This is a genomic window from Dyadobacter sp. OTU695 (assembly GCF_038440355.1).
Taxonomy (GTDB): Bacteria; Bacteroidota; Bacteroidia; order Cytophagales; family Spirosomataceae; genus Dyadobacter.
In genome coordinates, this window is sequence record NZ_JASATN010000004.1 from 297,229 (window position 1) to 309,779 (window position 12,551).

Here is a 12,551-nt window from a genome sequence, read left to right on the forward strand (position 1 = left end):
AAAATCCACCAGCACCAGTGTCTGCGCCAGTGAAATGATGCATTAAATAGATAGCACATTTAAGCTGCGCCGAAAAGCCGCTGGTGCCGGACTATTTGCGCGCAATGGGGTGAGCCGCCGTCACATTTGAAACTGACCAGCGTCATGAATAGCAGGGTTTTAAATAGCCAACTTTGCCGGTACATACCATCTGAATACAGAGATTTATGCTACCTAAAACCATGAAAGCTGCGGTTGTCCACGAGTTCGGTAAGCCGCTACGGATCGAAGAAGTTGCCGTTCGCCGACCCGGCGATAACCAGATTTTAGTCAAAGTTGTCGCCAGCGGCGTTTGTCATACCGATCTTCATGCCACAGACGGTGATTGGCCGGTGAAACCCAAATTGCCGCTCATCCCGGGCCATGAAGGTATCGGCTTTGTCGCCGGGGTAGGGCCGGGAGTGACCGGGATTAAGGAAGGAGATATAGTGGGCGTTCCATGGCTGTACAGCGCGTGCGGTTGTTGTGAGTATTGCATTACCGGATGGGAAACGCTCTGCGATGCCCAGCAGAACGGCGGTTACAGCGTCGATGGCAGCTATGCCGAATATGTTTTGGCCGACGCTCGTTATGTGGCGCATTTACCGGCCGGGACCGATATGATCGGCATGGCACCCATTCTGTGCGCGGGCGTGACCGTCTACAAGGGATTAAAAGAAACCGATACGAGAGCAGGAGAGTGGGTGGCCATTTCAGGCATCGGTGGTTTGGGTCACCTGGCCGTTCAATATGCCAAGGCCATGGGCATGCATGTGGCTGCTATTGATGTGAGCGAGGAAAAGCTCGATCTGGCAAGGCGCCTTGGAGCCGATCTTACAGTCAATGCCATGCAGGAGGATCCGGGCACATTTTTGAAAAAAGAAACAGGAGGCATGCATGGCGTGTTGATTACCGCCGTTTCTCCGGTGGCCTTTCAGCAAGGGATAGCAGCCCTTCGTAAAAAAGGTACAATGGCCCTGACAGGCCTTCCTCCCGGCAGTTTCGATCTGCCTATTTTCCAAACCGTGCTTAACCGTCACACGATCCGCGGCTCGATCGTAGGCACACGTAAGGATATGCAGGAAGCCGTCGGCTTCGCCCTCGAGGGCAAGGTGAAAGCAACTGTTCATACCGCGCAGCTTGATGACATCAACAGTATATTCGACGACATGAAGGCGGGCCGCATTGAAGGGCGGGTCGTGATGAGTATCTAGCTTTACACTGTTAGAATTTCTTTTAAATATCAAAAGAAAAAGGGCTGCCAGCGCAGCCCTTTTTCTGTTTTCAGCGATGCTTGTGCCTGATTTATCGATGCGCGATAAAAACCGGCAGGTTCAGGCTGCGGATCAGCGGGTCGGCCGTGCTGGGCGTCAGCATATTTGAAAATGCGTTGCGACCATAAGATCCCATGACGACCAGCGTCTTTTGCTTAGTTGCCAGAAAAGCAAAAAGCTCGGAATTGGGGCGTCCGTAAAGTTTTTTGAAATGTGCATTGGAGTAGTGTGAGCTGACAAGCCGGGCAAGCTTGCTCGTATCGGCATCATCTTCCGGTTCATTCTCCCCAACCACCTGTACAATGGTCAGCCGACAGTCTTCAAGTTCCGGAAAGAGGTAAGAAAACTGCTTGACAGCATGAACGGCTGCCGCATTCCCGTCGTAGGCAAAGACAATCTCTTCCACCCCTTCAAAATAGGCAGGAGCTATCATGACGGGGCATTCGACAGCACAGAGCACATCTTTCAGGAATGCGCTGGGTTTCTTTTCATCCGAAGGTTCAAATGCCAGATCGCTGCCAATAATCATCAGATCAGCGTAGCGGCTTTCGGCCAGGATTTGTTCAAGCGGCTCGTGCGGGTTTTCCTGCACGCTCACGTGTACACCTTGCCGTTCGCAAATAGCGCGGAAGGTACTTTCATGTTCCTGGAGCAATTCCTGCCTTTCCCTAAAATCGGGAAGATCATCCAATGTAACTGTTTCTGTAAAAGGCGTTCCCAATGCGACTTTCATGTGGGGAATCTCTTGATAGGGCGCGTTTTGCATAAAGATTCCCGTCAGTCGCGACTGGGTCAGCGAGGCCAGGTAGCAGGCGAACTGGACGTGATGGGTATTGAGGTGACCGGCATCGATCACCAAACGAATGTTTTTCATCGTGATATCAGATTTAAATGGATTGCAGGATACGGGATTTCATAGAACCTGTTTCGGCCAGATTGGCATGCAGCCGGAATGCTTCTTCCAGAAGGTGAGGGGTGTGACCTCCACGCCGGCAGGCACGTTCGAAATATGCTGAAAGCTCCTCATGGTAATCGGGATGAACGCAATGCCTGAGTATGGCCTCCGCTTTTTGGCGGGGCGCCAGCCCTCTCAGATCGGCAAGGCCTTGCTCGGTTACGATCACATCCACATCATGCTCGGAATGGTCGACGTGGGTGACCATGGGTACTATACGCGATATTTTGCCACCCTTGGTGACCGACTCTGTGACAAAAATGCTCAGGTAGCTGTTTTGGGCAAAATCGGCTGAGCCGCCGATGCCATTGACAATGTGGCTGCCAGAGATGTGGGATGAATTGACATTACCATAAATGTCGCATTCCAGGGCTGTATTAATGGCGATAATACCCAGCCGCTGGATCACCTCCGCGGCATTGGTAATGTCTTGGGGACGAAGCAGGATCTTGTGGCGATAACGGTCGAAGTCGGCGAATACATGTTGGTAACAGGCTTCGGATAACGTCATCGAACTTCCGGAGGCAAAATCCATCTTTCCGTTCTCGATTAACTTGAATGCGCTGTCCTGCAATACCTCCGAATACATGGTCAAATGCTGGAAATCGCCTGCCGCCAGCCCACCCAGCACTGCGTCTGCGATTTTGCCGATTCCCGCCTGTATGGGCCTGAGCGAGCGCGTCAGCCGCCCCGAAGCTATTTCCTGTTCAAAGAAATGCAGCAAATGCCCCGCAATAGCTTCGGCCGCCGCATTGCCAGCAGCGTTCTCGGCGGGGCTGTCCTTCCGGTTGGTAAATACGATTGCTGCAATCCTGGACGGGTCACAGGCGATGACCTGCTGGCCGATGCGCTGCCATACCTCGGTAATCGGCAGTATGGCACGGCCTGTCGGATCTTCGGGCAGAAATACATCGTGGATCCCACGGATTTCGACAGGTACTGCCTGATTAATCTCAACGATCACCTGTTTGGCCTGCTGTACGAAGATGGCCGAGTTGCCCACCGAAGTGGTTGGCACAATACTACCATCGGCTTCGATTGACGCTGCTTCGATAATAGCAATGTCGATCGGAGGCAAAAAGCCGTTGCGGATGTGGGTGGCTGTCTCGCTTAGGTTTTCGTCGATGTACAACAGTTTACCTTCATTAATGATCGTCCGCATGACAGGATCGGACTGGAATGGCAACCGCATGGAAATAGCACCCGCCGTGGCCAGCGCGCCGTCGGTTCCCTGGCCCAGGGAAGCTCCTGTCATCAACGTAATGCGGGTGTGGTCGTTCTCGGCCTTTTCGGCCAATGCGGCCAGTACCTCCTTGCTGTCGCCCGAGCGCGTAAACCCGCTGGCGCCTACTACCATTCCATCATCGATGAGCGCGGCCGCCTGCCGGGCCGACATGATTTTGGAAACCAGGGTTTTATGTTTAATTCTGGATATGTCAAATAGATCTTTCATTGTTTTGGAATTTAAGCACTTTCCGAAAGCTTGTGCAAGTTATCGACAAGCCATAGCCTTAAAGATGACCAATAGTGCCTCCTTAACTGACTTTGGTCATGTTCCTCGGGTGCTATAAATTCGGTATCTATCATGACCGGGACGGGAGGCCGAAAACCGTATTGACCGGTGGTACCAACCGGAAGACCACCGGTCTTTGGAACGCGGGGTGAATCAATTGACCGGCGTTTCTGGATTTAACGTTGTCCTCCGATTTCTTCTGCGAGTCCAATCAGAAGCCCTTCGGTACCGCGGATATAACATAGCCGGTAAGAGTCCCCGTATTGAACTATCTCACCAACGAGCTGCGCGCCATGTTTCAAGAGTCTCGACACCGTGTCATCAATGTTTTCGACCGTGAACATCGCTCTCAGATACCCGAGGGAATTCACTGGGGCAGTCCGGTGATCGGATTTTGTTGGAGGCGTGATAAATCTCGAAAGTTCGAGCCTGCTGTGGCCATCGGGCGTAACCATCATCGCAATTTCTACGATCTGAGAGCCCAGTCCGGTGACGCGCCCGGCCCACTCTCCTTCAATATTGGCTCGTCCCTCGAGTTTCAGTCCCAATTCTGTGAAAAACGAAATTGCGTCATCAAGGGATTCCACGACGATGCCGATATTATCCATTCTTACTATTTTGCTCATTTCCATAGAGTGTTTAGTTATCCGTTATAAATCTTGCCCGTGGCACTGATGATCAAAGCTTTCAGGTGTTGCAAATTTAGTCTATTAACTAATTCTTGTCTCAACAGCAAGGCTCAGGTAAAATATGCAGACAAAAATATCGCAACACGAAGTAACCGATGTATAATGGTTCGACGAGCCTGATCAGGGATGCGGTATTGTTGTTAAGATAGTTCATACCAAGCAACTCCGGAGGTCCCCGTTTCTCGGGTTACTCCAGAGTTGCAAGCTCGGTCGGTGAAGTTTCTAATTTTTGACAAAAGTCCCCGTGTAGTCATCTAACCGGTAAAAATAGATGCCGGGTGCCAGCGTTGAAACATCAAAAGTTGTTTTTCCCGACGTCGCTGGTTCCGGTTGAAGAACCTGTCGTCCGGATACATCGTAAATCAATATTTTGGTGTCGGCTTTATTACCTTTCAGATCAATGGTGAGCGTGCCACCTACCGGATTAGGATATACGACAAGTGGTTTTGATCCACTATTGTTTACTGCCCTGACCAATGAATAGGCGTAAGTTCCGTCCAGATCTGTTTGTTTCAAACGGTAGTAGCTCGTACCAGGGAGCGGATTAAGGTCGGTGAGCTTGTACTGTTTTTCCGTTTCGCTGTCGCCGAGTCCCATCACATAGGCTATTTTCTTAAATGCTCTCGCGTCGGCACTTCTTTCGATATCAAATCCGGCATTGTTGTTTTCAGATTGTGTCGTCCATTCCAGCTTAACCCCGTTTTCGACAAGTTTTGCTGTAAACATGCTCAGGTGCACCGGCAGTGCTGTTTCATCCAGGGTCAGTTCCAGCGTTGGAGCGGCTGTGGGCAAGCCGGGGGCTAGGTAGGCACTGAATGGGTTGACGGCTGGCTGCGCGCCGGTCGTTACGCGGCTGAAAACGAAAGAACCATCGCTATTGGTCAGGTAATAGCTGCCGATCGGCGCCTTGATGCCGATGTAAACACCCCCTGTGATTCCTACCTCCGTCGTGCGTGCATTGTTATTCGTTACTTCTGCGCTTGCTGCACCGGTTCTCAGATTGGCCGATGTGGCAATGGGGCCCGAGCCTTCGAACCGGAAATTGCCTTGCCCGGTTACAAGTACGGGTGTATTGGCCGGTATTTTCCCGGAAGTGATGACCATGCCTGTAATTTTCGGATCGGTGAATTTTATCGTGTAAGCCTTCACCCCGGCCGGAATGTTGGCTTCAAACGGCAGAACCAGCATTCTCAAACCATTCAGGGTGCAGCTGTAATCAGCCGCCGCGGCGGTAAATCCATACGGCGGATAAAAATCTCCCCCCACATCGCTCAGTTCCAATTTCGGACAGGTAAGCCCGTCGATTACATTACTTTTATCACCTACCTCGGTGCCATTCACGTAAAAAACGGCATTTTTATTAGGCGAGGAAGCGCGCCAGTCGGTACCGGAAGGAATCTCTGTTACATTTCTGAAATCCAGCGAGGTAAATCCCGGGTCGTCAAAACAATCCAGCAGGTTGCTATCCGAATGGTTATAGATACCGGAGAACCTGTAACCTTTTTCATTGCCGACGGCGAAATAGACGTTCCCGAATTTGAATGTCAGCACTGAGCTGTAATTGCCGTTGCCGACTCCGAGAATACCCGTGCAACCGGCAGGGAGCACGTCTTCGGAAATATCAAAAACCAGGTCAAAATTGTCTCTTTTGGTAAAATTGATATTGCCATAGTTGTGCGACCTGGGTGCTCCCGCGCTGTCGATGTAATAGAGCGTGGTATTGCTTGATGAATAATTTAACGTCGATGATAAGTTATTTACCCTGAAAACGAGACGGTTAAATTTTTGGCCTAACTGAATGTAGCCATTGCCTGCGTCTTTGTTGGCGCTCAACAGCGGCATATCGTATTTCAGGGTCGCGGTTTTACCGCTCAGCTGGTAGGCCGTGCCGAATGCAGGATTGGTGACGGTTTGATCTTCAATTTTTCCATAATTCACCAGCTCCCCGGTCATTTGCGATACTGAACGTTCGCCGCTTTTGGTAAAAACAAGGGTGGTCACACTCGACGCTTCGATTGTTACTTTCGGACGGGCGGTTTCCTCCGTGAAGGGAGCGTCCGCCTCGGTCATACTCGCCGTTTGCGTGGTAGTAATCACTTTTCCGGAATTGGAAAGAAACGGGAGGTCTACCGCCAGATTATAGGTATTAGCCGACGGATTGATCACGACAATGAATACCTTATCGCCCGCCTCCGAAATGTAAGAGGAGCCTCTCAATTCGCTGGTGTTGTCGTTCCAGGTGGTTTGGATGCGCTTCGAGCCGGTAACGTATTTGGCGTAATGAGAAAGGATATTGCCCCGCTGGGTGATAACGCCGGGTTCGGTACCGAACTGGCCGTCGCCCATGGGTCCGTAATAACGTTTGGTAGCATAATGTACCCAGGCATTCACGTTGGCAAGCAATGCTTCGTTCACTTTGTTGGCGAAATCAAACCCGTCTGTCTGCCAGCTGAAATTGCGTGAACTCCCGCCTGCATTCCAGTTAATCAGAAATTCGGTCATCCATACCTCTTTTCCCTGGGCCTGCACGTTCAGCAGGCCCGACTGTATGGCGCCATACTGGTGCCCGCCGAAAATGTCGAATTTGGGAAGCACAGCCGGGTCCATAAAGGCATTGGCATAGCTGTCGGTAATGCCGACACTTTCGGGCGCTATTATCCTGCAATTGATCTGGTCGCCATGGTTTTGGATAAATGCGGCCATCTGGGCTGGCGTCCAGATACATCCGGCATAATCCACCTGATAGTCAGGCTCGTTTTGGAGAGATATTGCGTAGAGCTCGACGCCGTTGGTCCGGAGATAGGTTACAAAATCGTCCAGGTATTTCGCATAGTCGGCATAATGTTCTTCTTTGAGATAAACCGGCCTTACTACGCCATTTTCGTCTGTGTAACGGGAAGCGGTGGTGTTGTAGGTCTTCCATTCGGAGGGCATAGACCAGGGCGAGGCAAATATCTTCAATCCCAGAGATTGTGCCTGCTGCGCCGTGCTCAGCGCCTGTGGCCAGTTGGCTTCTCCAATTGGAATGTAAATCCGCATAATGTTGTAGCCGGCTTCACTTGTCGGTCCCCACATCTTGCTTATCTCACTCTCTGTCATGTGATTATAGCCGAATTGCGGGCTGTTGACGAAACCGCCAAAACCCGTGACCTTTTGATAGGAGACGTCTTTATTAACTTTAATTGTCGCGATTTTTGCCTGCGCATAAGCGGAGGTGCCGGCCATCATGAAAACAGCCAGCAGAGCCGCTGAAAATATGAGTAATTCTCTCTTCATCAGTTTGGATTATTGAATGTAAATTTTGGGACTAGACAAGCGGAGTAGCCCGGATAAATTCCGGGGGTGAACAGTCATTAAGCTCACCTGCGTGAGGCTAATCTGACGGGTTGAAGTTTGGCATGATATATAATTTGCTTGATAAATAATATAATTTTATCCAGCAAAGTAAGAGCGGCGCAAGTGGAAACTAGGGCACAAATCGTCAAATTTGTGATAGGAATGTTCGATAGGCTAAATTGTAAGTCTGGGTACCCGGCGAGTATTTTTAACATTTTGTCCCATTTTAAGATGAGAATGTTGATTCAAGCACTTTATGTAATTCGGGAAGAGCATTGCACCCGTTGCGTGGCCATAAATCCAAGCTGATATGTATAAAGCCATTTTCGTCTTTGCGATAGTCTGTGTTTTACATTGTGCGGCACTGGCTCAAAAAGGTGGGCAGATCCCTGTCCTGATCATAGACGGATTCAGTAACCACGACTGGAAACAGACATCTGCCGTCACGAAGTGGATACTTGAAGAATGCGGCCGTTTCAAAGTAGATGTGAGTACTGTTCCTTTGGATTCGGCTTCCTGGGCCGGCTGGAACCCCTCATTTGAAAATTATGCAGTTGTGATTCAGAACACCAACAATATTCAGGACACCACGCTTCGCTGGCCGACAAAGACCGAACGGCACTTGGAGGAGTATGTAAAAGGAGGAGGAAGCCTGTATATCCTGCATTCAGCTAACAATGCATTTGCGCACTGGAAAGAGTACGATAAGATGATCGGACTGGGGTGGCGAAAAAGCTCGGAGGGCTACGCCATCGAGGTGGGGGCATCTAATGATATCATCAGGATACCGCCCGGGCAGGGGCAAGGTACCGGGCATGCGGAAAGATTTAATGCGCTTGTTCAAATTATGACCCGGCACCCGATTAATCAGGGATATCCCGACAAATGGCAGACTGCTAATACAGAGGTTTACCATTTTCCGCGTGGAACGGCTGAAAACCTGACGGTCCTCTCATATGCTTTCGACAGCACCGGCACCAGAAGGAACTGGCCGGTTGAATGGATCGTGGCTTACGGGACAGGAAGAGTTTATAATTCCAGCATGGGGCATTTGTGGAAGGGGGAATTCTATCCACCCGCTTACCGGTGTATAGGCTATCAAACCACAATGATAAGAGCAACTGAATGGCTTGCGACGGGAACGGTGACCTATCCGTTGCCGGCACAGTTTCCGACGGCAGAAGCGCAGTCGCTCAGGAGCGCGGACACGTTCAAAGTCCCGAAGTAAGAGCGGATTCAATTCACGAGCCCCAGGGCTTTCTTCAAATCAAGGTCATTCTTTGTGACAATGTCGTTTGGACTGTATTTGACGGGATAATCAGGCATTAGACCGCGTCCTGGAACGGGCCTTTTTGCCATTGAAATGACACGCATCCATGGAAAATCGATGACGATCTTCGTATTGGGCAGGGTTAATTTTTGGAGGGTTACGCCATTACAGCCCTCCTCGCTTCCGGCTGTTTCACGGCCGATAAAAATTACCCCTTTGCGTTGTGCCTTAAGTGCCGCAGTTAGAAGAGCACCCGACGAAAACGTAGCACCGCTGATCAAAACCAGAAGTTTTCCGTTGAAGTGATCCGCTTTATCCAGCGCAAAGGGACCGTACAGATTGCCGAAAGCAGGTTTGGGTTCAATATGATACCAGGTCCCTTCTTTGTAAGCTGGACTGAAACCCGACACAAAACCCTGTGTTATTGACGCATCAAAGTACTTGGCAAAACTGTTGAGTGCTGGATTGGGAAGCCTTGATTTTACGTCTTTCACGATTTGGAAAGGGGTATCAGCGAGGTAAGAAAGTAATTGAGTCGCAACCCGGATATCTCCCCCGGTATTCTGCCTCATGTCGAGGATCAGTGTTTTTGTCCTTTTTTGATGGATCAGTTTAAAAGCATCGCTGAATATTGTGGTATCCGCATAGGCAAATGGCGGTGATTGGAGTAGTGCGACAGATCCATTTTCAAGAAATCGCAAACGTGAATCAGGAATGCTCTTTTCAGTGGTCCAGCCAGCATAATTATCAACTTCTTGAACCGGAGGATCGGAGGGTACACCGCCCTTTGTCTGCTTTACTTGAACCGTCCTGACCATCCCGGCAGTGGTGCGGAGTTTTAGCAAAAAAGGTGCCTGCCAATGATATAACTTGTTGCATACGTCCTCGAAGCCATCGTATTCGCTCAGAAACAGCTCTTTGAACGTCTCATTGTAACCGTCGTCACCATAAAGATCATAGCCGCGGCCGACGATCGTCCGGGCCGGGACGTTGTTCACACTTATTATCTCATCGCCGGTATGAAGAAGATTAGTCTGATGTGTCGTGATCCATACCCGGTGGTCTTGAACCAATACTTTAAATGGAAGCCGGGCTGTTTGTGGAGTAATGGTTGGGGAGAAGCCTTCCGAATGTTTTATTTGCGTATGACCACATCTTAAACTACACAAAAAAGGATAAATCGCCGTGATGAACCCGCTTTCTGTTAACGGGGTTTCAATGGCAGCGTATGTTCTGTTGTACATTTCCTGTATGCTATCCCTGGCGGTGTAAATCCCGTAACCGGGATGCATTTCCTGAATGGCCGACCAGAGAATGGCAAGGTCACCATGCATACTTTTTACAGATTTTATCGAACCAGTATCAACAGGCGACTGACCAGATGCTCGGTCTTTTTGCGGACTGGTGTTGCAGCCGAATAGCATAGCTACGCTCAGCAGTGGGCAAAGTAGCTTAATTGTGGTTTTCATTTATCCGAGATGAAGGAATAAGCCTTTTCAACAAGCAATATGGTACTTTTAAGCAAAATGGTTAATATTCTTTAAAATCGAACCATAAATCGAGATGTACTTCACCCGTCTACCGGATCATGCTCAACCTGGCTTTGATGAAGCGCAACACTTCGATCAATTCAGAAGACATAACGTGATCTTTAATGCCGAAAGTAAGCAAAGCCATTGCGACGATCACGTAGGCTGTCTTTCCATCAAAACGGTATTGCGCGGTGAGGAAATCTATGGTGTCGACGGACGGGAACTGGCCGTGCGACCGGGACAATTCCTGGTCTTGAACAACGACCAGCGCTACGCTTGTCGCATCAACAGTAAGGAGAAGGTGCGGTGCCTGTCCGTATTTTTTAAAAAAGAGTTCGCCTCGTCGGTACTATTCGATACGCTGCACAGTGAGGAGTTTTTACTGGATCACCCTGCCTCAGATAATGACAACATCCCCGAATTTTTTCAAACGCTTCGTCATATCTCCCCCGATATGGAGCGGCAATTTTCCGGTCTTGTTCGCTTGTTGGAAACCAGGGGATACTATGAGGCAATGGCCGATGAGTATCTTGTTTTCCTGTTGCGCCATTTGATAGGCGCACACCAGCTGGATCTGCGGATCGCTAATCAGGTCAGAGCCGTAAAAGTCGGTACCAGAAAGGAAATCTATAAACGCTTATGCATTGCCAGGGACATCCTGCATTCATCTCATGGCCAGCATATTGATTTGGGCGGAATTAGCGCGCAGGCCGGCATGTCGGTTCCACAGCTGGTCAGGCAGTTCAAAGCCGCTTTTCATTCGACACCCTACCAATATCTGGTAGGTATCCGGTTAAAGCAGGCAGCCTATTTATTGCAACATACCGGCGGGCAGGTGCAGGAAATCGCCTGGATGTGCGGATTTGAAGATGCCGGCGCATTTAGCCGGGCATTCAGGTCAGCCTATGGCGTGCAGCCAACCAGATTCAGGGACGGATAGGTAATTTGATCATTCTTGCACAGTGCGCTTCTCCCGTCATCTATACTTTTGTCCATCTATTCGCCTACGCATGATGGTCAAGCTGATGAAATTCATAAGTTTTCTTCCAGTACTGATGTTCAGTATTTATTTGCAAGATGCTGCCGCCCAACGGGTATCGATCCCAATCTATGAAGGCGCTGTACCGAATGCCCGGAACGCACCGGTCGACTATGAGGAGCAAACAGACGACGACGGACGCGTAACCAGGGTAACGCAGCCGGCACTCATTCCTTTTTTTGCCGGAAAAGAAAAGGCTGCCGGCACAGCCATACTAATCTTTCCGGGAGGCGGCTACCGTCTTCTGGCCCTTGCGGCGGGTGAAGAAATAGCGAAGGCGCTTAACGAGGAGGGTATCACCGCTTTTATAGTCAAATACCGCTTGCCTAACGATACAATCATGGTCGATAAATCCATCGGGCCCTTGCAGGACGCGCAGGCCGCGATCAGAACGGTCCGTAAGAGGGCGGCCGAATGGGGGATAAATCCTGAAAAAGTGGGCATGATGGGCCTATCCGCGGGCGGACATGTAGTGTCAATGGCGGGAACACAAGGTGGCAGGACCGTTATTGACAACCAAGAAAAGATAAGCCTCCGACCGGACTTTATGGCGTTGCTGTATCCGGTGATCATTTACGATCCGGCCATTCCGCGGACCCGCGAAAACCTGATTGGTAAAAACCCTTCTCAGCAATTACTGGACCTTTACAGCACCGACGGACATGTTACGGCCGCTACGCCCCCCAGTTTTATGGTACACGCTGCGGATGACGACGTAATCCCTGTGAAGAATACGCTTTCCTTTTTTGACGCCCTGCTGCGCAATGATGTGAAGGCAGAAATGCACATACTGCAATCGGGAGGGCATGGCTTTGCGCTCACAGATTCCAACAGCAAAGACAATTGGTTTAAATTCTTCAGAAGCTGGCTGACTGAAAACGGGTTTTAAAGATTCTAATATCAAGTCATTCAACAAATGTTAGTT

The 12,551-nt window shown here is 50.0% G+C and carries 9 protein-coding genes; 4 read left to right on the forward strand and 5 right to left on the reverse strand.

The annotated features are described in order from the left end of the window. The first annotated feature begins 221 nt into the window (after nt 1-221). Nucleotides 222-1,232, forward strand: a complete 1,011-nt coding sequence (gene adhP / locus AAHB90_RS11305; protein WP_342085161.1) for an alcohol dehydrogenase AdhP — start codon at nt 222-224, stop codon at nt 1,230-1,232. 91 nt (nt 1,233-1,323) lie between these two features. On the opposite strand, the gene AAHB90_RS11310 is transcribed toward adhP, so the two are convergent. The 4 genes from AAHB90_RS11310 to AAHB90_RS11325 form a co-directional block, all read right to left on the reverse strand. Beyond that, nucleotides 1,324-2,166: a universal stress protein gene (locus AAHB90_RS11310; protein WP_342085162.1), complete on the reverse strand. Its 843-nt coding sequence runs from the start codon at nt 2,164-2,166 to the stop codon at nt 1,324-1,326. A 13-nt stretch (nt 2,167-2,179) separates the two neighbouring features. After that, nucleotides 2,180-3,700: a succinate CoA transferase gene (locus AAHB90_RS11315; RefSeq protein WP_342085164.1), complete on the reverse strand. Its 1,521-nt coding sequence runs from the start codon at nt 3,698-3,700 to the stop codon at nt 2,180-2,182. Nucleotides 3,701-3,936: 236 nt separating this feature from the next. Then, a complete protein-coding gene (locus AAHB90_RS11320; RefSeq protein WP_342085166.1) occupies nt 3,937-4,386 on the reverse strand; it encodes a VOC family protein in 450 nt (149 codons plus the stop codon). Nucleotides 4,387-4,671: 285 nt separating this feature from the next. Continuing rightward, on the reverse strand, nt 4,672-7,725 hold the full coding sequence (locus AAHB90_RS11325; protein ID WP_342085167.1) for a T9SS type A sorting domain-containing protein: 3,054 nt from the start codon (nt 7,723-7,725) through the stop codon (nt 4,672-4,674). Nucleotides 7,726-8,095: 370 nt separating this feature from the next. Here AAHB90_RS11325 and AAHB90_RS11330 point away from each other — a divergent pair, with 370 nt between their 5' ends. Next, on the forward strand, nt 8,096-9,013 hold the full coding sequence (locus AAHB90_RS11330) for a ThuA domain-containing protein (RefSeq protein WP_342085169.1): 918 nt from the start codon (nt 8,096-8,098) through the stop codon (nt 9,011-9,013). Between the two features lie 8 nt (nt 9,014-9,021). Here the strand turns inward: AAHB90_RS11330 and AAHB90_RS11335 are convergent, their stop codons facing one another. Beyond that, complete coding sequence (locus AAHB90_RS11335; protein ID WP_342085170.1) at nt 9,022-10,524, reverse strand: S41 family peptidase; 1,503 nt, start codon at nt 10,522-10,524, stop codon at nt 9,022-9,024. Between the two features lie 94 nt (nt 10,525-10,618). Here AAHB90_RS11335 and AAHB90_RS11340 point away from each other — a divergent pair, with 94 nt between their 5' ends. Both AAHB90_RS11340 and AAHB90_RS11345 read left to right on the forward strand, forming a co-directional pair. Continuing rightward, nucleotides 10,619-11,527 (forward strand): AraC family transcriptional regulator, encoded by a 909-nt coding sequence (locus AAHB90_RS11340; protein ID WP_342085171.1) that lies wholly within the window; start codon nt 10,619-10,621, stop codon nt 11,525-11,527. A gap of 85 nt (nt 11,528-11,612) precedes the next feature. Further along, nucleotides 11,613-12,515 carry an alpha/beta hydrolase gene (locus tag AAHB90_RS11345; protein WP_342085172.1) on the forward strand — a complete coding sequence of 301 codons (903 nt, stop codon included), beginning with the start codon at nt 11,613-11,615 and terminating at the stop codon, nt 12,513-12,515. The last annotated feature ends 36 nt before the right edge of the window (nt 12,516-12,551 follow it).